The 25,282-nt window shown below is 72.2% G+C and carries 19 protein-coding genes; 6 read left to right on the forward strand and 13 right to left on the reverse strand.

Features of this window, described 5'->3' with window-relative positions:
• The coding region (locus E1269_RS25880; protein ID WP_275264640.1) for an alanine dehydrogenase at positions 1–468 on the reverse strand (468 nt) is incomplete at its 3' end.
• A gap of 434 nt (positions 469–902) precedes the next feature.
• Here E1269_RS25880 and E1269_RS25885 point away from each other — a divergent pair.
• Positions 903–5,321 (forward strand): alpha-L-fucosidase, encoded by a 4,419-nt coding sequence (locus E1269_RS25885; protein ID WP_131900024.1) that lies wholly within the window; start codon positions 903–905, stop codon positions 5,319–5,321.
• Positions 5,322–5,337: 16 nt separating this feature from the next.
• On the opposite strand, the gene E1269_RS25890 is transcribed toward E1269_RS25885, so the two are convergent.
• The 9 genes from E1269_RS25890 to E1269_RS25930 form a co-directional block, all read right to left on the reverse strand.
• Positions 5,338–5,979, reverse strand: coding sequence for an NUDIX domain-containing protein (locus E1269_RS25890; RefSeq protein WP_131900026.1), 642 nt, complete (start codon positions 5,977–5,979; stop codon positions 5,338–5,340).
• Between the two features lie 147 nt (positions 5,980–6,126).
• Positions 6,127–7,557 (reverse strand): HNH endonuclease signature motif containing protein, encoded by a 1,431-nt coding sequence (locus E1269_RS25895; RefSeq protein ID WP_131900028.1) that lies wholly within the window; start codon positions 7,555–7,557, stop codon positions 6,127–6,129.
• Positions 7,558–7,711: 154 nt separating this feature from the next.
• Complete coding sequence (locus E1269_RS25900) at positions 7,712–8,404, reverse strand: haloacid dehalogenase type II (protein ID WP_131900030.1); 693 nt, start codon at positions 8,402–8,404, stop codon at positions 7,712–7,714.
• Positions 8,401–8,952 carry a GNAT family N-acetyltransferase gene (locus E1269_RS25905; RefSeq protein ID WP_131900032.1) on the reverse strand — a complete coding sequence of 184 codons (552 nt, stop codon included), beginning with the start codon at positions 8,950–8,952 and terminating at the stop codon, positions 8,401–8,403. Before E1269_RS25905 ends, E1269_RS25900 begins: the two co-directional genes overlap by 4 nt.
• Before the next feature lie 9 nt (positions 8,953–8,961).
• On the reverse strand, positions 8,962–10,419 hold the full coding sequence (locus E1269_RS25910; protein ID WP_131900034.1) for an RsmB/NOP family class I SAM-dependent RNA methyltransferase: 1,458 nt from the start codon (positions 10,417–10,419) through the stop codon (positions 8,962–8,964).
• Positions 10,416–11,345 (reverse strand): methionyl-tRNA formyltransferase, encoded by a 930-nt coding sequence (gene fmt, locus E1269_RS25915; RefSeq protein WP_131900036.1) that lies wholly within the window; start codon positions 11,343–11,345, stop codon positions 10,416–10,418. Before fmt ends, E1269_RS25910 begins: the two co-directional genes overlap by 4 nt.
• A gap of 37 nt (positions 11,346–11,382) precedes the next feature.
• Positions 11,383–12,852 (reverse strand): sulfatase family protein, encoded by a 1,470-nt coding sequence (locus E1269_RS25920; protein WP_131900038.1) that lies wholly within the window; start codon positions 12,850–12,852, stop codon positions 11,383–11,385.
• Between the two features lie 13 nt (positions 12,853–12,865).
• A complete protein-coding gene (locus tag E1269_RS25925; protein ID WP_162606631.1) occupies positions 12,866–14,713 on the reverse strand; it encodes a glycoside hydrolase family 97 protein in 1,848 nt (615 codons plus the stop codon).
• Entirely contained in the window at positions 14,689–15,975 is a 1,287-nt protein-coding gene (locus tag E1269_RS25930; RefSeq protein ID WP_203434081.1) for an ROK family transcriptional regulator, read from the reverse strand. The genes E1269_RS25925 and E1269_RS25930 overlap by 25 nt, the downstream gene beginning before the upstream one ends.
• Before the next feature lie 203 nt (positions 15,976–16,178).
• Between E1269_RS25930 and E1269_RS25935 the strand changes: the two genes are divergently transcribed.
• From E1269_RS25935 to E1269_RS25945, 3 genes are read left to right on the forward strand one after another with little or no spacing between them, the layout of a single operon-like run.
• Positions 16,179–17,717, forward strand: coding sequence for an ABC transporter substrate-binding protein (locus tag E1269_RS25935; RefSeq protein WP_131900042.1), 1,539 nt, complete (start codon positions 16,179–16,181; stop codon positions 17,715–17,717).
• Between the two features lie 51 nt (positions 17,718–17,768).
• Entirely contained in the window at positions 17,769–18,767 is a 999-nt protein-coding gene (locus E1269_RS25940) for a carbohydrate ABC transporter permease (RefSeq protein WP_203434082.1), read from the forward strand.
• The gene (locus tag E1269_RS25945) at positions 18,764–19,690 is read left to right on the forward strand and encodes a carbohydrate ABC transporter permease (RefSeq protein ID WP_203434083.1); all 927 of its coding nucleotides are present in this window, start codon (positions 18,764–18,766) and stop codon (positions 19,688–19,690) included. The genes E1269_RS25940 and E1269_RS25945 overlap by 4 nt, the downstream gene beginning before the upstream one ends.
• A gap of 146 nt (positions 19,691–19,836) precedes the next feature.
• On the opposite strand, the gene bar is transcribed toward E1269_RS25945, so the two are convergent.
• Positions 19,837–20,946 carry a barbiturase gene (gene bar / locus E1269_RS25950; RefSeq protein WP_131900044.1) on the reverse strand — a complete coding sequence of 370 codons (1,110 nt, stop codon included), beginning with the start codon at positions 20,944–20,946 and terminating at the stop codon, positions 19,837–19,839.
• Positions 20,939–21,904, reverse strand: coding sequence for a carbamate kinase (locus E1269_RS25955; RefSeq protein WP_131900046.1), 966 nt, complete (start codon positions 21,902–21,904; stop codon positions 20,939–20,941). Before E1269_RS25955 ends, bar begins: the two co-directional genes overlap by 8 nt.
• A 146-nt stretch (positions 21,905–22,050) precedes the next feature.
• On the opposite strand from E1269_RS25955, the gene E1269_RS25960 reads away from it, so the two are divergent.
• The gene (locus E1269_RS25960; protein WP_131900048.1) at positions 22,051–23,154 is read left to right on the forward strand and encodes a M48 family metalloprotease; all 1,104 of its coding nucleotides are present in this window, start codon (positions 22,051–22,053) and stop codon (positions 23,152–23,154) included.
• Positions 23,155–23,187: 33 nt separating this feature from the next.
• Here E1269_RS25960 and E1269_RS25965 read toward each other — a convergent pair whose 3' ends face one another.
• On the reverse strand, positions 23,188–24,297 hold the full coding sequence (locus tag E1269_RS25965; RefSeq protein ID WP_420810672.1) for a CaiB/BaiF CoA transferase family protein: 1,110 nt from the start codon (positions 24,295–24,297) through the stop codon (positions 23,188–23,190).
• 202 nt (positions 24,298–24,499) lie between these two features.
• Between E1269_RS25965 and E1269_RS33940 the strand changes: the two genes are divergently transcribed.
• Entirely contained in the window at positions 24,500–25,249 is a 750-nt protein-coding gene (locus E1269_RS33940; protein WP_203434085.1) for a carbonic anhydrase, read from the forward strand.
• The last annotated feature ends 33 nt before the right edge of the window (positions 25,250–25,282 follow it).

The following is a 25,282-nucleotide window of genomic DNA, read 5'->3' on the forward strand; positions in this document are numbered from 1 at the left end:
CCGCCCGCCCTGCGCCCGCTCGAGCACGTGGGCGCCGACCTGGGTGGCCATCCGCCCGGCGACCTCGCTCATCGGGGCCAGCAGCGGCAGGTGGCCGTCGGCGGACTCCACGGTCTCGTAGGCGATGGCGGTGATGCCGGACTCCATCAGCGCGTCGGTGCACTCCCGCGACGCCGCCAGGTGCAGGTAGGTGAAAAGGATCTGGCCCTTGCGCATCCGGTGGTACTCCTCGGCCACCGGCTCCTTCACCTTGCAGACCAGCTCGGCCGCTTCCCAGACGGCGTCGGCATCGGGCGCTATGCGCGCGCCCGCGGCCTGGTACTCCTCGTCTCGTACCGACGAGCCCTCCCCCGCACCGGCCTGCACGAGCACGTCGTGCCCGTTGAGCACGAGCTCGTGCACCCCCGCCGGCGTGATCGCCACCCGGTACTCGTTGTTCTTGACCTCGGTTGGTATGCCGACCAGCACGCGTTGTCCACCCTCTCGGAACTCCCGACGACATTGTCGGGCGCACCGCCCCCGCTGGGCGGCGGCGCTGAGTCTAACCGCGCCATGTCACGACGTCTCGGTCCTGTCATGACAAGTCAACGCGCCCTGACGCGCGGGCACCACCCGTCCGCGCCACGACGTCGCGAACATCTCGCACGGCAGCGACGACGCAGGGAAATACATCAGATCTCTATCCCGCTCGGCGTCTCCTCTGTCACGACGGAAAGCCGACCCTAGACAGTGCGGTATCGCACGATTTAGCCTCACATCACGCAGTTTCGCGCATCACGAGCACTCTGGTCGCCCCACTATGACGCCCACCTACGTGCCAGCCCGAGGAGACGCGAGATGCCGAGAAAGCTCCGACCATTCGCCGAGCCGCCCGTCACCGCACGCACAGAGGGGACGGGCCGATGCCGCGCCTGAGATTGCTGGTCGCCGTCGCGACCACGTTCGTCTGTGTCCTGGTTGCGTCGGCCGCCGCGGGTGCGCCCGCCTCGTCGGGCCCCGCATCCGCGAAACCTGCCTCCGCCGGCACCACGTCCACCGACGCGGCGCCGCCGCCGACGGGCATCGACGCGGTGATCCCACGCCCGATCGGCTGGACCGCCGAGGCGGGCACCGTGCGGCTCCACGATCGGTCCCGCCTGCTCATCGACCCCTCCTCGCGGGCCCTGACCGGGCTGCCCGGCGGCGAGGCGGAGTTTCCCGGCCCGGTGACGCAGACGACCCAGGATTTGGCCCTGCTGCTCCAGGCCGAGCTCGCAGAGGTCACCGGGATCACGTTGCCGGTCACTCGGGCGGTCAAGCACCCGCGGCCGGGCGACGTGCTGCTGCGGCTGGTCGACGAGCCCGCCCTCGGCGCCGAGGGCTACCGGTGGGACAGCTCGGCCGGGACGTTGGTGATCGAGGCGGCTACCACCAACGGTCTCTACTACGGGTCGCGCACCCTGCTCCAGCTGCTGAGCGCCGACCCGGACCATCGCGACGTGCCGGCGGGGACCGCGACGGACACGCCGACGCAGGCCGTGCGCATGGTGCAGCTCGACGCCGGGCGCCGGTACTGGTCCATGGAGTACCTGGAGAACCTGATCCGGCGCATGGGTCAGTTGAAGCTCAACACGCTCTTCCTGCACCTCTCCGAGTCCGAGGGGTTCCGGCTCGACAGCGAGCGCTTCCCCGGCCTGGCCGACCCCGACAGTTCCTACGACCGTGCCGACATCGAGCGGCTCAAGGCGCTCGGCGCGCAGCACCACGTCCAGATCATGGGCGGCATCGACGTGCCGGGGCATGCCACGCACATCAGCGAGACGTTCGGCATCGGCATGGGCGCGGGCGACGACGCGTGCACCGGCGCGCACACCCACTCGCACCTGACCGCGAACTGGATCATCGACATGACCAGCGAGGCGGCCGTGGAGAAGACCAAGGAGATCGTGGCGGAGTTCTCCGGCTGGTTCGACGCGCCGCTGTTCTCCGTCGGCGCCGACGAGCTGCCCGGGCAGCTCGCGTCGTGCCCGAAGGTCCAGCAGGCCATCGCCGCGGACCCGCAGCTGGACACGCTCGGCGATATGCTCAGCCGCTACATCAACACCCTCGACGACGTCATCACGGCGAACGGCGCCCGCACCGCGATCTTCAGCGGCGTGGAGAACATGGACTCCCCCAAGCAGGACGTCAACGCCTCCGTCGTCCACCTCACCTGGGAGAACGACAACCCGGAGCCGGAGATACCCGGGCACGACGAGATCGCCATCGGGCCCTTCTACCTGACCCCGAACAACTACCACAACCTGTACCCGGACGTGCCCTGGATCTACGAGACCTGGGCGCCGAGCGCCGCGTCGGACATGCTCGGCTCCGGCATGCCGAGCTGGGCCGACTACAACTTCTGGGCCGACGACCACTACTTCGAGGACCTGATGGCGCTGGGCCGGGCCGCCCTGGCCGACCGGTCCTGGAACGGCTCGGCCGCGTCGGACACCGTCGCCGAGTTCACCCGCCGCTTCGAGGCGCTGGCCGATCCGGTCGGCGTGCGGCCGCGGCCTGGAACCCCGCGCGTCGACGACGGCCGGCCCAGCCACCACTGGACCTTCGACGACGCCGACTACCCCGCCGGGTGGACCTGGGCCGGCAGCGCCGGCAACACGATCATGGTCGAGGACGTCGCCGGTGACCTGCCGGGCACCAGCTACATCATCAACAATCCCACGGTGGTGCCCAGCGACGTCGCCGGCGACGCGTTCCGGTTCGACCACCGGCGCGACGGCGTCGGGTTCGGCGGTGTCGACGTGGCCGAGCCGTGGACCGTCTCGACGTGGGTGAACCTCTCGGCCGACAGCACGGACCAGGTGCTGCTCGCGTCGAAGGACGGTGCGCTGAAGCTTCGCCAGGCCGGCACCGGCCGGGTCGGCTTCACCCGGTACGGGGTGGCGGACTACTCGTTCGAGTTCACCCTCCCGGCCGGCCGGTGGGTGCAGCTGACGTGGGTCGCGACGCCCGGCGAGACCACCCTCTACGCCGACGGCCAGCACGTCGGGACGGTCGCCGCGTCCATCCCGCTGCCGCTGCGCTCGATCGGCACGCCGTCGGCCTCGTTCTTCGGCGACTTGGACGACCTGGTCACCTGGGACGAGGCACTGAGCGCCGAGCAGGTGGCCGGCCACTTCGGGCGGTACGAGCGGCCGGCCTGGGACTTCCAGCCGACCGTCGCGTCGCTGAACAGCCACGAGACACCACAGTGGTTCCACGACGACAAGTTCGGCATCTTCATCCACTGGGGTGCCTACTCGGTGCCGGCGTGGGGTCCGCGCGGTTCCTACGCCGAGTGGTACTGGAACTACCAGAACAACCCCGGCAGCCCGACGAACACCTACCACCGCGACACCTACGGCGAGGACTTCGCCTACGACCAGTTCATCGGCCAGTGGCAGGCGGAGAACTTCGACCCCGAGGCCTGGGTGCGGCTGTTCGAGGACGCCGGCGCGAATTACTTCGTGCTCACCAGCAAGCACCACGAGGGTGTCGCGCTGTACGACTCGCAGGTCAGCGGCCGCGACGCGGTGGACCTGGGGCCGGGCCGCGACCTCGCCGGCGACCTCTTCGCCGCCGCGCGCGAGCACACGGACCTGCGGGCCGGCTTCTATTACTCCCTCTACGAATGGTTCAACCCGTCCTACACCGGCCGCCCGGTCACGAACCCGTACACCGGCGAGGAGGTCCCCTACACCGGCGCGCCCGTGGTGGACGACTACGTCGGCGACTACATGCTCCCGCAGATGCGCGAGCTGATCGACCAGTACGACCCGGACATCCTGTGGTGCGACGGCCAGTGGGAGAAGCCGGCGGACTACTGGCGCGTCGCCCCGGTGCTGGCGGAGTTCTACAACGGCGCCAAGAACCGGCCCGACCCCAAGGAGGTCGTCGTCGCCAACCGGTGCAAGATCCAGAGCGGCGCGCTGGACTCGCTGGAGCTGGACTTCCAGACACCGGAGTACACGGTCAAACCGGACATCGACCCGAACAAGTGGGAGTCCAGCCGCGGCATCGCGCACTCGTACGGCTACAACCAGAACGAGCCGGTCGAGGACTACCTCACCTCCGACGAGCTGGTCGACTCGCTCGTCGACATCGTGTCCAAGAACGGCAACCTGCTGCTCAACGTCGGTCCGCAGGCCGACGGCACCATTCCGGCGCTGCAGCAGGAGCGACTGCGCGACATCGGCGCCTGGCTCGACGTCAACGGCGAGGCCATCTACGGCACGACGTACTTCAACCGGGCCGAGGAACCCGCCTCGTCGGTGCCGATCCGCTACACCGTCAAGGACGGCGCACTGTACGCCACCGCGCTGGAGTGGCCCGGCGACACGCTCACGCTCGGCGGCGACCTGCCCTTCGGCGACGACACCCGGGTGACGCTGCTGGGCTCCGGCGGCGCCGCGCTGCCGTGGAGCCGGACCGACGACGGCATCGTCGCGATCGACATGCCCGCCGCCGGGGCGGACGCCACCAGCAGCGAGCACGCGTACGTCTTCAAGATCGAGACCCCCGGGGTGGGCGCCATGCCGCGCACGACGATCGCCGCCCCCGCGGAGGTCCCGGCCGGAGCCACGACGACGATCAGCGCCACCGTGACCAACCCGTCGGCACAGGCCACCGGCGCCGGCGCGGTGAGCGTCACGGCGCCGGAGGGCTGGACCGTCCAGCCGGACGCGCACGACCTGCCAAGCCTGGAGCCCGGCGAGTCGTACACGGTGCCGATCACCCTCGCCGTCCCCGACGGCGCCGTCTCGGCCGAGTACGACCTGACCGTCAGCACGACCGTCGACGGGCTCACGACGGCCGCACACGCCGGCGTCACGGTCGCCCTGCCCAACCTGTCGCGCGGCAAACCCACCGAACAGGCGTCGCTGGCCTGGGGCGGTGTGCCCGAACGCGCCGTCGACGGCAACCGCGACGGCGTCTACGGCGGCAACTCGGTCACCCACACCGCCGAGCCGTCGAACCAGGCCTGGTGGCAGGTCGACCTGGGCGCCTCGGCGGCCATCGACACCGTCGACATCTACAACCGGACGGACTGCTGCGCCCAGCGGCTCAGCGACTTCTGGGTCATGGTCGGCACGGAGCCGTTCACGACCGACTCCCTGGAGGAGGCCCGCACCGCACCGGGCGTCACCGCGGTGCATGTCGAGGGGACGGCCGGCCGCCCGTCGGTGGTGGAGCTACCCGAGGGCACGCAGGGCCGCTACGTCCGCATCCAGCTGGAGTCGGCCAGCGACCCGCTGTCACTGGCCGAGGTCGAGGTGCGCGGCCTGCCGCCCGGAGCGTCGTAGGTCACGGGCGCCCTGGTCAGCGCTCCGGCTTCACGCCGGCTGGCCAGGGCGCGCCGACCGGGCGCAGCGCGTCCCAGCCGGAACCGTGCCGGGCCGCCCAGGCCGCCAGCACGCCGGCGCACAGGGTGGCGTTCTGCACCTCGCCGGCCAGCACCGCGTCGACCAGCTCCGGGAGCGGCACCCACGCGACCCCCAGGTCGGCCTCCTCGTGCTCGCCGGCGAACCGCTCGTCGTCGGGCACGCGGTCGACGTCACGGGCCAGGTAGACGCGGATCGCCTCGTCGGTCATGCCAGGTGATGTCAGCAGGTCGACCAGCACGTGCCACCTCCCCGCGCGGACGTGGCCCTCCTCGTACAGCTCGCGAGCGGCGCTCTGGTGCGGCGGCTCGCCGTCGACGTCGCGCAGCCCGGCCGGCAGCTCGACCGGCCGCAGCCGCACCGGGTGCCGGTACTGCCGCACGACGAGGACCCGCTCGGCGTCGTCGACGGCGACGACGGCGACCGCGCCGGGATGCTCGACGACGTCGCGGACGAACCGCGAGCCGTCGACCGGCGACCGGACGGTGTCGCTGCGCACCGATACGACCCGCCCGGTGAAGGCGACCTCGGACGTAGTGACCGGCCAGCTCAGCGGCTGGTCGCGAAGGGGATTGTCCACCCGGCCACCCTAGCTTCGCCGACCAGGAGGATGCCCACGTCCTTGCTCGCGGCACAAGGCGCAGCTCGTGATCTTCAAGGGTCCAACCAGCTTGAGTCCTGGTGTTCGTGGCGCCGCGTGCCTGTCGGCTCTTTGGTGATCGTGTGTTCAGAACGGCGGCGGGTCGGGGTCCGCGGCTGGTGGAAATCGCGTGGGCGGAGGTTTGTCGGGTGACCCGATGGCCTCCGGTGCGACGCTGTATGTGCGGCCGGCCGGGCTCGTCCAGACCAGCGCGCCAAGTCCGGGGCTCTCGAGCCGCCAACCGTGCAGGGTCTTGTCGATGTGAAACCGGCGGACGAGGGGCTCGAGGTTCTCCTCGCTGGTGACTCCGCCGTCGTCGTAGGAAACGCGGTGGTCGAGGTCACAGGCCTGAGCCGGAGTGTCCGACGTGGGGAACCGGCAGGTGCGGTCGCGAGCGATGACGAAGTCGACCAACGCCTGCGGCGGCTCGTACGTCGTGCGGCCGTAGTCCAGCAGACGCCCGTCGACCGGGTCGGTCACCAGTCTTCGCAGGGTGGCGTCGGCTGCGATGAGCCGGCCCACCTGCGCGGTGACCCAGCCATGCCCATCCAGCCATGCTGGGTCGTCATTCGTCCCGACGAGCGTGTCGAGCGACAGGGTGACGTTCACCGTCGCGGGTCGGCCCTGCCTGGCCGCCAGCCGTTGTCCGGCAGCCACCCCAGCCTCCGCACCGGCTCCGGAGTCAGGCGTGACGCCGCAGCCGCCCAGGCGCCCGGTGGCAAGAGCGGTCCAACCCAGCGACGTGGCGATGTCGAACCGCAGCTGGTCCAAAGTGCGCGAGTCGCCATCGACACGGGCGGCGCGAGCAGCGGCGTCCAACGCCCTCCACAAGGCGGTGAGGTCCTCGACCGGACCAGTCAGGCACATCATGCCCGTGCCGTCGGCCTCACCGTACGGAGCCGGCCTCTGCACCCGCCGCTGCTCCCGCCCCTGGCAGCGGCGTTCCTCGGCCGCGCCCGCGTCGGCTTCGATGACCAGCCGGTCGAGGTCGCGCGACAGTTGCCGGAGCGTCCGCCCACCAGCAGCCGGCAACACCAGCGCCTCCACCCGGCTCCGCGCGTCCGGATCGAGCACCCGCGTCCTGGTCGCGATGAGCTCGGCTCGGCGCTCGTCGATCGACCCCGCGGCCAGCGCCCGCAACGTGGCGGGAAGGTCCTCGACGAGCTCGACCCCCAGGGCCACTCGAGCATCGGCGTGCCCAGGCGTCCAGGCCAACGCCGCGGACACCTCGGACCCGGCCGCGCGCACCGGATCGTGACTGTGACGCGGCACCTGAGCGTCGCCGTCGTCACCTCCGCCGCACGAGGCATAGTTCTCACGGGCCGCCAGCTCCGCCATCGCTCGCAGCTGGAGCGCCCGCAGATGTGCGACCTGCCGCTCCACCGCGATCACCACATCGACGACCGGCGAGTCGTCCAGAACGCCGAGATCGACCTCCTCGAGGGCGACCGCGAGCTCCGCTCCCACCGGCAGCGTCAGTCCATCGGGCACCGGGGAAGACGAAAGCTGCGCGACCATACCTTAACTCTATCGGACACCCGTTCGATTCGCATCTCCAATCAGTGGGTCTACACCGACTCCGACCGTCACCCGACCAGCCCCGGATCCAGTACCGACGCACGTGCACGTCGAGCGCGGTGGCCGGCCAGGTCGTGTCCGGGCGCGGGATGGGTCAGAGCGCCGTGAGCGTCGCGGCCAGGTCGTCGAGGCTCGTGGCGGCCAGGTCGAAGGAGTCCGTCGCGGTGGGCGGGTCGCCGACGGGACGTTCGACGTAGGCCGTCCTCATGCCCGTGGCCTGTGCCCCGCGAAGGTCCCACGCGTGGGCGGCGACCATGAGCAGGCGGTCCGGGGAGCTGCCCGCGTTGGCGATCGCGAGCCCGTAGACGTCGGGGTGCGGCTTGTAGGCCTGCGCGTCCTCCGCCGAGAGCACCTGGTGCCAGCGGAGCCCGGCATACGCGCTGATGCGGGTCAGCGCCGAGTGGCTGGCGTTCGACAGGCCGACCACCGGGAAGTGCGCGGCGATCCGGTCCAGCGCCCGGACCGTGTCCGGCCACGGCTCCAGCCGTTGCCCGGCGGCGGCCAGCGCGCGGATCGCGTCGGGGTCGCTGATGCCGGCATCGGCGGCGACCCTGGTCGCGGCCTCGAGGTCGATCACCGTGCCGTTGGCGTAGAGACGCCGGCCCGCGAGAATCTGCTGCCGCTGCTCCTCGACGTGTCGCTGCCACGCCTCGACGAGCTCAGTGGTCCTCGCGTCGTCGATGTCCGGGAGCGCGGTCCGCAGGCCGCGGCGGATCCCGCCGGGCTCGTCGACCATGGTCCCGAGGATGTCGAAGACGACCAGGTCGATGTCGGGGCGCGCCGTCACGAGGTGCGATCCTCGGTCATCCCCGCGGCGGCCAGGGTGTCGACGCGTTCCCAGGTGCAGCGCAGCACCGGCAGCTCGCCGCCGCCCAGGTGCGACACCTCGCCACCGGTCTCGTTGGCGCCCAGCGCACGATAGAAGCGGCGGGCCGGCTCGTTGGCCTCGAGCACCCGCAGGTACAGCCGCGCGTCGGGGTCGGCCGCACGCAGCCGGGTTGCGGTCTCTGTCAGCAGCCGCCGCCCGATGCCGTGGCGGCGCAGCTCCGGCCGGACGTGCAGGTTGTCCAGGAAGGCACCCCACTCCGGGTGATGGTCGAGCATGGTGTGTGCGAAGCCGGCCAGCTCACCGCCGGCGTCGCGGGCGACCACCGTCAACGTGCCGGCGCGGTCGGCGAACCGCTCGGTCCACTCGGCGAGGCGCTCACCGTCCAGGTCGCCGTCGAGGAAGGCGTCGGGCACGTGCCCGCGGTAGGCCACGCGCCAGCTCCGCGCGTGCAGCGCCGCGATCGCCGCGGCCTCGTCGTCGCGGGCCGGCTCGTACGTGAACGTCACCCTGTCACCTCACCCCGTCCGGCGCAGCAGCGCCAGGTACATCGCGTCGGTGCCGTGGCGGTGCGGCCACAGCTGGACGTCCGGCCCGGCGCCCAGGTCCGGTACCCCGGGCAGGTAGGGCCGGGCGTCGACCCGCTCGGCGTCGGCCCGCGCACCCAGGACGTCGTCGACGACGGTGGCCGTCTCGGCCAGGTGCGGCGAGCAGGTGACGTACGCGACCAGCCCGCCTGGCCGTACCGACCGGATCGCCGAGCCCAGCAGCGCGACCTGCAGCTCCCGCAGCCGCGCGAGGTCGTCCGGGCGGCGGCGCCAGCGTGCCTCGGGCCGGCGGCGCAGCGCGCCCAGGCCGGTGCACGGCGCGTCCAGCAGAACCCGGTCGAAGTCGGCCTCCGGCCACGCCGGCTCGGTGGCGTCGCCGACGAGCACCTCGTGCTCGCCGGGGTCGCCGGCCAGCGCCTGCGCCACCAGCCGGGCCCGGTGCTCGTGCTGCTCGACGGCGAGCAGCCGGGCGCCGCGCTCGGTGGCCAGGCCCGCCAGCAGCGCCGCCTTGCCGCCCGGTCCGGCGCACAGGTCGAGCCAGCGCTCGTCCGGGCCGTCCAGCGGCGCGGCGGCCAGCGCCAGCGCGACGAGCTGGCTACCTTCGTCCTGCACCCCGGCGCGGCCCTCGCGCACGGCGGCGAACCGGGCCGGCATACCCGCCTCGACCACGACGCCGTACGGCGACCACTGGGCCGGCCGGGCGCCGGCAGCGAGCAGCTCGTCGACGGTGGCCCGGCCGGGTCTCGCCGCGAGGTGGACCTCGGCCGGTGCGTTGTCGGCGGCCAGGCAGGCCTCCAGCTCGTCGTCGCCGGGCAGCGCGTCGCGCAGCGCCCGGACGATCCACGCCGGGTGGGCGTGACGGAAGGCGAGGTGGTCGACGGCGTCGGTGTCGCCGCGTCGCGGCGCCAGCCGGGCCGCCCAATCGTCGAGGTCGTGCTCGCCGACCCGGCGCAGGACGGCGTTGGCCAGCCGGGCCGCACCGACGTTGACGTGGGCCCGCACCAGGTCGACGGTGGTGGAGACGGCGGCGTGCGGCGGGACCCGGGTGGAAAGCAGCTGGTGCGCGCCCAGCCGCAGCGCGTCGAGCAGGGGTGGGTCGAGCCCGGCCAGCGGCCGGGTGACGCAGGCACCGATCACGGCGTCGTAGGTGCCCTGGCCGCGCAGGGCGCCGTAGGCAAGCTCGGTGGCCAGGGCGGCATCGCGGCCGGTCAGGTCGTGCCGGCGCAGCGTCGTCGGCATGACGAGGTTGGCGTAGGCGTCGTCGGCGGCCACCGCGCGGAGCACCTCGAACGCGGCCTCGCGGGCTGGGTCGCGGCGCGGCGGCGTCTGGCGGCTGGGCGCCCGGGCGTCGCGGCGCCGTCCGGGCGGGTCGGTTCGGCGCGGGGCGCGGCGCCGGCCCCGTCGATCGTCGGGAGACCGGTCGGTCACGTGCCGAGCCGCTCCCCCGCGGCCGGGCGCACGCCGCGAGCCCAGTCGGTGGCCGGCATCGCCTTCTTGCCCTGCGGCTGGACCTCGCCGAGGACGACGGCGTGGCTGCCGGTGCCGATCCGGACCCCGGACTTCTCCACCGCGATCTCGCCGGGCGCGAGGTCGCCGCGGCCGCGTTCGAGGGTGATCGGTCGCAGCTTGAGCCGTTCGCCGCGGAACGTCGTCCACGCGCCCGGCGCGGGCGTGCAGGCGCGCACCACCCGGTCGACCCGGATGGCGGGGGCGGCCCAGTCGACCCGGGCGTCGTCGACGGTGATCTTCGGCGCGAGCGAGACCCCGGCGGCCGGCTGCGGCTGGGCGCTCAGGCTGCCGTCCTCGATGCCGTCGAGGGTGCGCACCAGCAGCTCGGCGCCGGAGAGCGAGAGTCGGTGCAGCAGGTCGCCGCTGGTGTCGCTGGCTCGGATCTCCTCGGTGACCAGGCCGTACACCGGACCGGTGTCGAGGCCCTCCTCGAGCTTGAACGTGCAGGCACCGGTGACGTCGTCGCCGGCCATGACCGCGTGCTGCACCGGTGCCGCGCCTCGCCAGGCCGGCAGCAGCGAGAAGTGCAGGTTGACCCAGCCGTGCTTGGGCACGTCGAGCGCGGTCGGCGGGATCAGCCCGCCGTAGGCCACGATGGGCGCGCAGTCCGGCGCGAGCTCGCCCAGCCGGGCCAGAAAGTCCGGGTCGCGCGGGCGCACCGGCTTGAAGGTCTCGACCCCGGCTTCCTCGGCCAGCCGCGCCACCGGCGACGGGGTCAGCCTGCGGCCCCGCCCGGCCGGCGCGTCCGGGCGGGTCAGGACCGCCACCACTTCGTGCCGGGACTCCAGCACCGCCCGCAGCGACGGGACGGCGACGTCAGGGGTTCCGGCGAACAGCACGCGCATGCACGCGACCATATCCGACTCCCCGGACGCGCTGGGGTCACGTCTCGAAGGCGCTCAGGGTAGGGTCGTAGTCGCTCACGCCGACGTCGTACATCGGCGTCATCCAGTGGTAGAAGTTGTCACCCCGCGCGCGGAGCAGGTCGTAGAGCCGCTTGCTGAGCCGGGCCCGCACCGGTGCCATCTCGGGCTGCTGGTGGCGGTTGTGCAGCTCGTGCGGGTCGGTGACGAGGTCGTAGAGCTCGTTGCACGACTCGGGGTTGACGACCAGCTTGTACCGCTCGTCGCGGATCATGCGCTGTGCGTGCGGGAAGTGGTGGCCGTGGAACTCCGCGACCAGCTCCGCCGGCCACTCCGGCCGCTCGCCGCGCAGCAGCGGCACCAGGCTGCGGCTGTCGACGGCGGGTGCGGTGTCGGCACCGGCGAGGTCGAGGATGGTGGCTGTGCAGTCGGTGAGGCTGACGAACTCGTCGCGCACCTGGCCGGCCGGGCCGCCGGGAACCCGCGCGATCCCCGGGATGCGGTACACGTCCTCGTACATGGCCGGCCCCTTGTCGTGCAGCCGGTGCGCGCCGGTGAACTCCCCGTGGTCGGCGGTGAAGAAGACCGACGTGCGGTCGGACAGGCCGAGGTCGTCCAGGGCACCGAGGATGCGCCCGATCTGCTCGTCGATGAGCGTGACGTAGCCCCAGTAGACGGCGATCAGCTTGCGGGTGGTCTCGATGGGCATCGTGTCGAAGCCCCAGTGCGCGCTGTAGTTGCGCTGCACCGGCGGCTTGCCCGCGAACGTCTCCATCACCGACGGCGGCAGCTCGACCAGCTCGGGGTCGTAGCGGTCGAAGTACTCGTCGGGCAGCAGGTACGGTAGGTGCGGGCCGAAGAAGTGGGTGGCCAGGTAGAACGGTGCGCCGCTACCGCGCTGGCGTTCGGCGTAGCGCTCGAGCGCCTCGACGGTCCGGGTGGCCAGGTAGTGCTCGAACGTCGCCTCGACCGGCTGCGCGAGCCTGGCCGCCAGCAGGTTGCCCGGGTTGCCGTTGGGCGTGGTGCCCCGGATCAGGTCGGTGATGGCGTACGGGGGCAGGTCCTTCTCGCGCAGGAACTCCAGGTAGTCGGGATGGTCGACGGGATTGTGCCAGCCGGGCAGGTGCGGGCCCTCGAAGCCGAAGTCGCCCGCGGTCTTGTGGGTGCCGACATGCCACTTGCCGATGAGCCCCAGCGCGTATCCCTCGTCGCGCAGTGACCGGGCGAACGTGAACTGCTCGTCGTGGAGGTCCTCGATGTAGCCGACGTTGCGCTCGTAGTTGGCCAGCAGGCGGTGCCGGAACGGGGCGTACCCGGTGAGCAGGCTGGCCCTGGCCGGGGTGCAGATTGCCGTCGGGGTGTAGAAGCGGTCGAACCGCGTCCCGGTAGCGGCGAGCCGGTCCAGGTGCGGGGTCTCCACGTGCGGGTTGCCGTAGCAGCCCAAAGTGTCGACCCGGTGCTGGTCGGTCATCAGGAAGAGGAAGTTCACCGTGGTCCCGCCCTCACTCGGCCGGCGTGGTGGGCACGAGCTCGGCGACGAAACCACCGTCGGCGGCGAGGTCGACGGCGACCTCGTCGCCCGTGGCGAGCTGCAGCGACCTCTCGGCCGGGCGTCCGCCGGCGCCGTCGACGAGCAGCCGCGCGTCATAGCGCTGGCCGGCACCCAGGACGTCGAGACCGAACCGGACCCGTCGCGGCGGCCCGGACGCGATGCCACCGACGAACCACCGCGCACCGGTCCGCCGCGCGATGACGACCAGCCGGCCCGGGAACCCGGTCACCAGCCGCGTCTCGTCCCACACCGTGGGCACCAGGTCGAGGAACGCCTCGGCGAGCGGCTCGCCGGCGTAGGTCTCGATGCTGTCGGCGAAGTGCTGCCAGCCGGACTCGAAGACGACGGAGAGCGCGAGCTCATGGGCGAGGCTGGTGGTGCGGCGCTCGTGGGACCAGGTGACCGGGGTGTAGTCCATCGGGCCGACAACGTTGCGCGTGAACGGGACGACGGTGTTGTGCTCGGAGTCCGGGCCGTGGTCGGGCATGACGAGGTAGCCGCCGTCGCGCTCGGCCCGGCGCACGTAGTGCTCGGCGCCCAGGACGGCCTCGTACGTCATGACGTGCGGCCAGGTGCGGCCGCGGCCCTTCGGCACCGTCGAGCCGTGGAAGTTGACCATGAGCCGGTGCTCGGCGGCGTCACGGGCGAGCGCCTCGTACCAAGCCATCCGCTCTTGCGTGTCGGAGTCCATGAAGTCGACCTTGATGCCCGCGATGCCCCAGTCGCGCCACCGCGGCAGCAGCTCGTCACGCTGCTCCTGCGTCTCCAGGCCGGTCCAGTGCGACCAGATCAGCACCCCGACGCCCAGGCCGGACGCGTAGCGCACCAGCTCGGGCAGCCACGAGGGGTCCCACCGCGCGTCGACCAGCACGAACTCCCAGCCGTGCTTGGCGGCGTAGTCGACGTGGGCGCGCTGGCGCTCCGGGTCGGTGGGGCTGAACTTCTCCGCCCACCACGACCACGCCACCCGGCCTGGCCGGATCCACGACGTGTCGTCGACGCGGGAGGGCGGGTTGAGGTCGGTGACGAGATCGGACTCGACGACGGCGGCGAGGTCGCCGACGACCGCCACCCGCCACGGCGTGGTCAACGGCAGGCTCGACAAGACGCTCTCCTGCGGCAACGTCAGCCGGAAGCCGGTCACGCCCGGCGGCGACCAGGTCATCCGCGACGCCGCATAGGAACCGTCGACGGCGGCCTCGGTCAGCAGGCACCACAGGTCGTCGCCCCACCCGACCAGCACCGGGAAGCCGTAGCTGCCGCCGCCGGCCAGGTCGCGCAGTGGGAGCCCGCCACGCCACAACCCCTCGTAGTTGTCGCGGTACGGCGCCAGCCACACCCGCGCCTCACCCAATCGATCGCCGTCGTCCCCACCACCGTGCGCCGGGGTGAAGACGGCGGGCTCGCCGGTGATGGTCACGGCGTCGGCCGGGCCGTCGGGCGCGGCCAGGCGGTGGCGGTAGGCGACCCCGTCGCGGGCGACCCGGACATCGAGCTCGACCTCGTGCTCCCCCACGGCCAGCGTGAACGTCGCCTCGGCGGCGTGATGGCGGTGAGCGAGCCGCTTACCGGTGGGCGTGGTGTAGGACTCGTCGACGACGCGGTCGGTTCGCCCGGCGACCACCGGGACCGCACCTGGCGGCGCCGTGCCGGTCAAGATGATCCCCACCGGGCCCATCCGGAGCACCTCGCGCTGCCGGTGCCGCACCAGCAGGCTCAACCCGGCGGCGCCGTCGTCGGCGAGCACGGCATCCAGGTCGCCCTCGGGTGCGGTCACTGGTCGGAGCCGGTCCGCCACTCTTCCTCCTCGTTGACGGTCGACGTGCGGCCGCCGGCGGGCGGGCCCACGTGCGTGGCCGGGTAGCCGGCCAGCAGTGCGGATCGGCGCAGGACCAGGGCGATGCCGCCCAGGGCCGCGGCGTCCTCGGTGAAGTGCGCGCCACGGACGGTGAGCGCGCGGTGCACGCTGCGGTGCGAGTAGGCGGCGATGGTCTCGCGCACCGAGGCCAGCAGCGGCTCGCCGATCCGCGCCACCGGCCCGCCGACCACGACCACCTCGGGGTTCACGACGTTGCAGGCCGCGGCGACCACCCGGCCCAGCCGTTGGCCGGCCTCGCGCACCGCCTGGTGCGCGCGGCCGTCCGGGTCGGCGTCGGCGCGCTGGAGCTGCTCGATCAGGTGGTCGAGATCGTCGGCGCCGCAGCAGTCCAGGATGGCGTCCATGCAGACGTAGCGCTCCAGGCAGCCGCGGCCGCCGCAGGGGCACTCCGGGCCGTCCGGGTCGACCGACACGTGGCCGAACTCGGCCGCGCCGCCGAACGCGCCGGAGAACAGGTGCCCGCCCAGGACGAGCCCGCCGCCGACGCCGTAGGACAGGTGGACGTAGAGCACGTTGTCCGAGCCCGCGCCGCTGCCCCAGATGGCCTCGGCCAGCGCCGCGAGGCGGGTGTTGTTGTCGACGTAGGCCGGCACGCCGAAGCGCTCCTCGACGAGCTCGTGGACGACGCGCGCGGGGTCCGGCGCGCCGTCGTCGTCCGTCCTCGGCGCGACCCCGGCCTCGGCGACGAAGCCGGTCTCGGCCACCGGCCCGACGACGCCGACGCCCACGGCCTCGAGCGCGGCGAGGGAGATGTGGTACCGCGCGCACAGCGACTCGACCAGCTCGAGCGCCGCGGACGTGCGCTCCTGCCACGACGCCGTCTCCGAGCAGCTCGCGCTGGTGGCGGCGATGACGTCGTGTGCGACGTTGGCGACGCTGACGTGGATGCGTCGGCGTCCCACGTCGATGCCGAGGGCCAGCCCGCCGGCCGGGTTGAGGTTGAGCAGCGTGGGCGGGCGGCCTCGCCGGCGGGTGCCGGTGGCCGGCTCCCCCGTCGTCTCGACGACGGCGCCGGCGGACAGCAGCCGCTCGATGATCGACGACAGCGTGGCGCGGGACAGCCCGGTGCGGCGCGCCAGCTCGGCCCGGCTCAGGGCGCCGTGCGAACGCAGCAGCTCGATGACACGGTCCTCGTGACGTTCACGGAGCAGCCGGAGGGCATTGCGCGGGGTCTCGACCACGCGATGACTGTGGCATGGCCGATTTTTTTTGTCAACGTTCCAACTTATTGTTGCTCTTTCAGTAAGAGAGCCCATGCCAGAGGGGCACTTGCCGATCATTTTGTTCAACCTATTGACAGAATCTGGCGCCGCCACCACACTGGCGCCAATCGTCACCACCGCATCGCCTCATCGCCCCGTCGCCATGCAAAGGAGCAGGGACAATGACCGAATCCGCACCGCGAGGCGGGCCGCAGCTCTCCCGCCGCACCCTCCTGGCCATGCTCGGCGGCAGCGGTGCCGCGGTGCTGCTCGGCGGCTGCGGCGGCCACAGCGAGCCGAACCAGTCCGGCGCGTCCAGTCCGGGCGACTTCCCGACCGGCGACGTCACGTTCCGCTGGGTCGACAGCGGTGACCAGAAGGCGACCTATCTCGAGCAGTACTTCGAGCGGTACAGCCAGGAACACCCCAACATCACCATCCAGTACGACCCGCTCCCCCGCGACGAGATCGCCCAGGTGGTGCCGCTGGGCGTGCAGAACGGCAACGCGCACGACGTGTTCCAGCTGCCTCCCGGCGTCACCGGCGCCCAAGCCATCCGCGAGAACTGGGTCGCGCCGCTGAACGACATCGTCCCCGACTTCGAGACCTGGAAGTCGCGGTTCCCGGAGGGCCACTTCCTCCAGGGCAGCCACGAGGTCGACGGCAAGCTCTACGGGTTCCGGCTCGGCTCGGGACGCCGCTACGGCACCATGCTGCTCTACAACCGGCAGTACCTCGACGCCGCCGGGTACGACCCCGAGAGCGAGCCGCTGACCTGGGAGACCTTCCGCGACGCGGCGCGCCGGGTCACCCAGGCCGGTGGCGGCGACTACTACGGGTACGTCATCGGCGGCGGCCAGGTGGAGCGGTGGGCCTACGTCGTCAGCGGGCTGGCGGAGATGGCCGGCTCGGGCACCGGCACCTGGCAGGTGGTCCCGTTCGACTGGACCACCGGCGAGTTCGTCTTCACCACCGACCAGCACATCGGCGCGATCGAGCTGCTGCTGGCGATGAAGGCCGACGGCAGCATCTTCCCCGACTCCGCGGGCATCACCGCGCCGCAGGCCCGCGAGATGGTGCCGCAGGGCGTCGCCGCGATGATCCTGCAGGGGCCCTGGAACATCCCGATCTGGCAGGACACGTACCCCGACTTCGACTTCGGCGTGGCCAGCCAGCCGGTGCCCGACGGCGGGTCGCCGACGCCCATGCAGATCAACAACGACGACGGCAACACGCTGTGGGTCTTCGCCGGCAGCGAGTACCAGCGCGTCGCCGGTGACATGTTCGCCTACCTCGGCAGCGAGGAGGGCCAGCGGGAGTGGGCCCGCATCGTCGGCGTCTCCGACCCGCCGGCGCTGAGCAGCGCGATGGACGACGCCGAGCTCGACGAGCGCTCCCAGCGCGCCTGGGACCTGTTCGGCGAGCAGCTGCGGGTGGGACCGGAGCCGGTGGTCCGCAACATCGGGGCGGCCGATGTCTTGACGCAGTGGGGGCAGGGCCTCACCCCGACGTTCGGGGAGACCCTCCAGGGCATCTTCACCGGCCAGCTCGACGACCCCCGCCAGGCCCTCCAGGAGGCGCAGGACCGCTACAACGCCGAGCTGGACCGGGCCATCGAGGCGGCCAGCTCGGCCGCCGCCGAGGTGTCCCGTGACGACTTCGTCTTCTCCAACTGGGACCCCACGCGTGACTACACCACCGACGACTACGCCCAGCTCTAGGCGCCCGCGCGGCGGACGCCGGCCCCGCGCCGGGCGACGGGAGACCCCATCGTGACGTTGCAGTCTGATCGGTACCAGGAGCTGGCAAGGTCGGCGCGGTCCGCCGCGGCCGGCTCGCTGGGGCGGCGCATCGTGCGCGCCCGCTGGTGCTACCTGTTCGTGCTGCCGAGCCTGACCCTGTCGATCCTGTTCACGTTCTATCCGGCCGTGGCGTCGTGGTGGATCTCGCTGCTGGACTGGTCCGGCTTCTCGTCGGTGCCGGTCTACACCGGCCTGGACAACTTCCGCGAGGTCCTCGGCGACGAGTACTTCTGGGGCGCGTTCCGCCGCTCGTTCATCTTCATGTTCGCCGCGGTGCCGCTGCAGTTGGGCATCTCGCTGATCGTCGCGATCGTGCTCAACGACAGCAAGCTGCGCATGGCGCCGTTCTTCCGCACCATGTTCTTCATCCCGGTGGTGACGACGGCCGCCATCGTCGGCATCGTCATGACCTTCGTGCTCGCGCAGCACAACGGCCCGGTCAACACCGCCCTTATGGACCTCGGCCTCATCGATCAGCCGGTGGACTTCCTCGGCAACCCCGACCTCGCCCTGCCGACGGTCATCGGGGTGTTCGTGTGGAAGTGGATGGGCCTGACCATGATCTACTGGCTGGCCGCCCTTCAGGTCGTGCCCGCCGACGTCTACGAGGCCGCCCGGGTCGACGGCGCCAACCGCTGGCAGACCCACTGGCGGATCACGATGCCGCTGATCATGCCGTTCGCGGCCATCATCACGCTGATCGGCGCCATCGGCGCGCTCAACGTCTTCCCGCTGATCCAGACGCTGACCGGCGGCGGCCCGTTCTTCGCCACGGAGGTGATGGAGATCTACATCTACCGCACGGCGTTCGGCGTCGAAGGTGCCACCGCGCCCCGGCTGGGTTACGCCTCCGCGGCCGGTGTGTGGTTCGGCATCTGCGTCATGCTGATCGCCCTCCTGCAGGGCCTGGCCGCCCGACGGGTGGCCGCGATGCGCCGCGACCTGCAGGGCGGGGGTGCGCGATCGTGACGAGTACGTCCACCACCACGACGACACGTCGGCCGGACGCGGCGGCGGGTGGCGCAGGTCAGTCCCGGCCGCCCAGGGCCTCGCGGCTCACCAGGCTGCTGCGGCGCAACTCCCGCGGCAAGGTCACCACGATCCTACTGCTGCCGATCTGCGTGATCTGGATCTACCCGTTCCTCTGGATGGTGTCCGCGGCGCTGAAGACCGACGCGGAGATCTTCTCCGGGCTCGGGCTGATCCCGTCGGACCCGCAGTGGGACAACTTCGCCCGGGCGTGGAACGACGCCAACATGGGTCAGTACTTCGTCAACACGGTGCTCATCACCGGCGGCTCGATCGCGCTGGTGGTGATGTCCGCGGCGATGATCGGCTACGCCCTGGGCCGCTACAGCTTCCCCGGCAAGCGGATCATCCTGGTCGCCTACATCGCCACCGTGTTCGTGCCCGAGGGCTACACCGTCATCCCGATCTTCGACCTGGTCAACACCCTCGGCCTGGCCGAGTCGCTGCTCGGCGTCACCCTCGCCGTCAGCGGCGGCGCCAACGTGATCGTCGTGCTGCTGTTCGCCGGGTTCTTCAACCAGCTGCCCAAGGAGCTGGAGGAGGCCGCCGTCATCGACGGCGCCGGCTTCGTGCGGGTCTTCTGGAAGGTCATGCTGCCGCTGGCCAAGCCGGTGATCGCGACGGCGATCATCCTGCAGTTCATGCAGGCGTGGAACGCCTACCTGCTGCCGCTGGTGCTGACGCTCTCGCGCCCGGAGCTGCGCACGCTCTCAGTGGGCATGACGGCGTTCCAGGGCCAGTACTTCAACGACTGGTCCGGCATGGCGGCCGCGGCCACCATCAGCCTCGTGCCCATCATCGTCGTCTTCGTCTTCCTGCAGCGCTACTTCGTCGACGCCGTCGCCGGAGCCGTCAAACAGTGACACTCCCCCTTTCACCAACGATCGCTGACATCACGAGGATCGTGTGTGCTTCACCATGCTCGTAGGCATGGTGAAGCGCGGGAACGCCTGGTGGTGTGGGAGATCCACAGTCCCAGAGCGACGGGCGGTTGGCGGCGCGGGTGTCGTCAGGGGCCGAGGTCGACGATCGCGGCGACCGGGCCGCCGCCGTCGGGGCCTTGGTGGGCCGCCGACACCGAGACGAACACCGCCGGGTCGCCGGTCACCGCCGCGGTCACGCCGCCGACCGCGGCCTTGATCTGGCGGTGCCAGTGGACGTCGGAGTCGTCGAGCATGGCGTTGCGGCGGCCGCGGACCATACCGTCCTGGCTGGCCTCGCACTTGAGGAACACGTTGACCAGGCGCCCGTCGAGGTCGCTGTGGTGCGGACGGTCGGGCAGCTTGAGGCCGGCGTCGCGGACGGCGGCCCAGATGCCGTCGGCGTCGATGGCATCCTCCATGACGGCGTGGCCGATGCGGTAGCGGCCGCCGACGCCGCGGGCGTTGCCGACCACCACCACCTGCGCCCGGTCCAGCTCGACGCCGGACGAGCAGGAGGCGACCGACGAGTACAGTTCGCGGCGATGCATGACGTCGTCGTCGGAGGGCATCCCGATCTCGCCGAGCGCCACCGCCACGCCCAGCGCGGTGCAGCCGTTGGACAGGTCCATCGACTCGTGCGTGTTCTCGGTCCAGACGGTCTTGCCCCGGGCCTTGGCGTCGCGGATCGTGTGGATGGTCAGCAGCGGCGTCTTGGTCTGCACGTAGTGCACGTCGGCGGGGTCGGCGATGCCGGCGCGCTCCATGCCGACCCCGACCGCGGCCGCGACCTTCTCGATCATGCCGCGGCGGCCGATCTCCTCCGGCAGGATCGCGTCGCTCATGGCGAACCCCACCGTCAGCCGTGGCTCGTCGACGGCCTCGACGTCCGACGCGGGCAGCGTCGCGAACACCGTCGCGTGCGGGCTGATGACGCCGTCGGTGCCGCCGGACCACACGATCGGGACCTGGCGCACCTCGTCGTCGGTGCGGGTGCCCCTGGCGACCAGCACCTCGCGGAACGCGCGGTCGGCGATGATGCGGGTGTAGTCGTTGACCCCGCCGTTGCCCTCGGTCTTGCCGACGACGGCGATCACCCGGTCCGCCTCCACGACGCCGGCGTCGATCAGCTCCGCGAGCCCGGACGCGTCGCTGACGTGCTTGATCGGCACCTTGCGTACCTCGATCGGCTCAGCCATGCCCGGCCACCTCTCGTGTGATGTCTACTGGCAGAACGGTCGTCCCGACGTCGTCGCGGACGGCCTCGGCGATGCGGCCGAGGGTGGTGATGACGGCGCGCCGCCCACCGTGCTCGACGAACTGGCAGGCGGCCTCGACCTTCGGCCCCATGCTGCCGCCGGCGAAGTGGCCCTGTGCCGCGTAGCCGCGCAGGGTGGCGGCGTCGACGGTGCCGACCGGACGCTCGCCGGGGGTGCCGAAGCCGAGGACGGCGCCGTCGACGTCGGTGGCGATGACGAGCATCTCGACGCCGAGCGCCCGGCCGAGCAGAGCGGCGCCGAGGTCCTTGTCGACGACGGCCTCGACGCCGACGACGGACCCGTCGGGCTGGCGCACCACCGGGATGCCGCCACCGCCGTTGGCCACGACGACGAACCCGGCCGCGAGCAGGGCGGCGACCGCCGCCGCGTCGAGCACCTCCACCGGCTCCGGGCTGGCGACCACGCGCCGCCAGCCGCGCGGGCCGCGGTCCTCCCAGACCTGGCCGTGCTCGATCAGCACCTTCGCCTCCGGCGGCGGCAGGTAGCGCCCGATCGGCTTGGTGGGCCGGCCGAACCCGGGGTCGGACGCGTCGACCAGCGTCCGGGTGACGACGGCGGCCACCCGGCGCCGCACGCCACGCGCGGCCAGCGCTCGCTCGAGCGCGTTGAGCACGATGAACCCGATGGTCCCCTGGGTCTGCGCGCCGCACCAGTCAATCGTCACCGGCGGCACGACCGACGCGGCCAGCTCGTTCTTGACCAGGAGGTTGCCCACCTGCGGGCCGTTGCCGTGAGTGATGACGACGTCGAGCCCGACGGCCACGAGGTCGGCCACCGGCTCCATGGCGGTGGCGACCGCGGCGATCTGGTCGGCCGGTCGCGCCTTCCCGTCGGCCGACGTCATGGCGTTGCCGCCCAACGCGATGAGCACCCTCACGCCGTCGACGTCCTCCCCTGAACCGCGCTCGATGCGAGTGAGCCTACGGACCCCCGCGGGCTCCGACGACGGTGATCTTCGCCCAATCGGCGGGCCGCGTTCAGCAGCAATCGCCCACGGGTTGCCCGACCTCGTAGAGTTCGGCCATGGCCGACGACGGGTTCCCCGCGGACCACCGGCTCACCCTGCGCGTGACCGAGACCTGGCTGCTGCTGCTCGTCATCACGGTGGGATCGGGGCTGGCGGTCGGGCTGGTCCTCTACGGCGTCCTGGGCTGGCCGTGGTGGGTGGGGCTGGGCGCACCACTGCTGGCGGCGGTGCTGGTCTACGCCCTCGACGGGCGCTCCATGGTGCTGCCGAAAGGGCTCGAGGTCGTCGACGTCGACGCCGGCCGCGAGCCGGACCTGCACGCCGCCATGGACCGCCTGTGCGCGCTGGCCGGAATCCGGCCGCCCAAGCTCAAGGTCATCGAGGCGCAGTGGGCCAACGCCCTGGCGTTCAAGCTGCCCTGGCGCCGACCCACCGTCGCGGTCACCCGCGGGTTGCTGGAGCGCTGCGACGGCGAGCAGCTCGACGCCGTCCTCGCACACGAGCTGGCGCACCTGGCGCATCGTGACGCCAGCGCGATGACGGTCGCGGCGTACCTGTCGACGTCGGTCGCGCTGGTACCAGTCCTGGTCCTGGCCCCGCTGATGGCGATCGAGTCGCCACTGTGCTGGGTGGCCCGGCAGTGCGGCTGGCGGTGGGTGCCGGCCAGCAGCGGCGAGGACGCCGACGCCGTCGAGGTCCGCTCGGCGCCTGCCGGTCGACGCGTACTGCTCACCGCGACCGTCATGCCCGTGGTGACGGTGCTGCGGGTGGCGCTCTACGTGGTGCTGTTCGGCCTGGCCATCTTCCTCGTCCCGATCATGCTGGCGCTGATGATCCCCGGCGCCGCGACGGCGGCCCGGCTCGGCCGATACCGCGAGCTGGCCGCGGACCGGGCCGCGTCCGCGTTGACCGGTCGGCCGGCGGCGCTCGCGGCCGCGCTGACCGCGCTCGGCGGGGAGGGCACGGCCATTCCGCGCAAGGACCTGCGTGAGCTGTCCGCACTGTCGGCGGTGTCCATCGTCGCGCTGCCCCGCTACGTCGACCAGGACGGCAAGCCGCGCCCGCCCGGCGCCGTGGACCGGGTGCTGGCCACGCACCCGTCGCTGCCGTCGCGGCTGGAGCAGCTGGCCGGCCTCTCGCGGGCGCTCGCGGAACGCTGACGGTCACCCCGCTGAGCGGTCAGCCGCCGGCGGTCACCCGCCGTCGCCGTCGTCGGTTCCGTCCAGCTCGTCGAGCCAGGCCCGCACGGACTTGTCGTGCTCGCCGAGCAACGGCGGCGCGGCGTGCTCCCGCGGCGCCGCGCCGTCGAAGCGGACCGCCGGGCCGGGCAGCTGGACGGTGCCCAGCACCGGATGCTCGACCTCCACGAGCAGCCCCTGCGACCTTGTCTGCTCCCACGTGTACACCTCGTCGAGGGTGCGCACCTTGCCACTGGCGATGCCCACCTCGTCCAGCCGGGCCAGCCAGTGGTCGCGCGGCCGCGTGGTGAGCACCTCCTCCACCGCGACGACGAGCTCCGCGCGGTGCTGGACCCGCAGCCGGTTGGACGCGAACCGCGGCTCGTCCGGGTCGAGGCCGACGACGGCGGCGAAGCCGCGCCACTGCCCCTCGCTGCCGACCGCGACCTGCAGGAAACCGTCGGCGGCATGGAACAGCCCGTACGGCGCGATGGACGGATGGTGGTTGCCGATGCCGTGCGGCACCTCGCCGGCCACCGTCCACCGGGTCCCCTGGAACGCGTGTACGCCGACGACCGACGACAGCAGCGACGTGCGCACCACCCGGCCGCGGCCGGTGCGCTCGCGCTCGAGCAGCGCGGCCAGCACTCCCGCCACGCCGTGGACGCCGGCGAGCAGGTCCGCGATCGGCACGCCCACCTTCGTCGGCTCGTCCGGTTCGCCGGTGAGGCTCATCAGGCCGGCCTCTCCCTGGGCGATCTGGTCGTAGCCGGCCCGGCCCGCCTCGGGTCCGTCCGGGCCGAACCCGGTGATGGACAGCACGACCAGCCGCGGGTTGAGCTCGTGCAGCCGCTCCATGCCGAAGCCGAGGCGGTCGAGCACGCCGCTGCGGAAGTTCTCGATGAGCACGTCGGCGTGGCGCACCAGCCGGGTCAACAGGTGGCCGCCGTCCGGGGACTTCAGGTCAGCGGTGACCGACTCCTTGTTGCGGTTGGCGGACAGGAAGTACGTGGACACCGCCTGCTCCGGTGGGCCGATGAACGGCGGGCCCCAGCCGCGGGACTCGTCACCGTGCTCGGGAACCTCGACCTTGATGACGCGCGCGCCCAGGTCGCCGAGCATCATGCCGGCGTGCGGCCCGGCCAGCGCGCGGCTCAGATCGACGACGACGTAGCCGGTCAGCGGCGCGCTCACGGCGGACTCATCGGTGTCGGTCACCGTCACCTCCAGGTGTCGTCCGCGGATTGCCCGTTGTGGGCAGGTTACGGCCTCGCGAGTTCCGGAGTCCGCCCCCGTCCCGTCCTCGGCCCGACGTACGGTGGGCTTCGTGATCAACGACCGCCGGCTGTCCCGGCGTAGTGCCCTCGGCCTGTTCGGTGTCGCGGCGGCGGTCGTCGCCGGCTGTTCGTCCTCGGCCGGCGGCTCGCCCGACGACGGCGAGCCGCGCGGCGCTCCGTCGTCGAGCGCAACCCAGGACCCCGCGCTGACCTCCGCCGAGGACGCCTGGGCCCGGCTGGTCGACGGCAACGACCGGTTCGCCGCCGGCACGCCCCGGCACCCGCACGAGGACGAGGACCACCGGGCGTCGCTGGTGGCCGGTCAGCACCCTATCGCCTGCGTCCTGAGCTGCGCGGACTCGCGGGTCGCCCCGGAGCTCGTCTTCGACCAGGGCCTGGGCGACCTGTTCACCGTCCGCTCCGCCGGCGAGGTGCTCGACGACGCCGTCGTCGGCAGCATCGAGTACGCCGTCGAGCACGTCGCGGTGCCGCTGGTGGTGGTGCTGGGCCACGCCGGCTGCGGCGCGGTCCAGGCCACCGTCGACGTCGTGCGCGGCGCGCCGACCCCGGACGGCAGCATCGCCGCCCTGGTGACGGCCATCGAGCCGGCCGTTCGCGCCGTAGCCACCACCATCGATGACGACGCCTACCTGGCCGCCTGCGTCGCGGCGCAAGCCCAGGCGGCCGCGGACGCGCTGGCCGAGGCGTCGCCGATCGTGCACGAGGCGGTCGCCGCCGGCCGCACGAGCGTCGTCGCGGCGGTCTATGACCTCGCGTCCGCCCGAGTGACCCGCCTCTGATCCGCCACGCCGGGGAACATCTCTGACCTGCGC

The sequence above is a fragment of the Jiangella asiatica genome (assembly GCF_004349065.1).
Classification (GTDB): domain Bacteria; phylum Actinomycetota; class Actinomycetes; order Jiangellales; family Jiangellaceae; genus Jiangella; species Jiangella asiatica.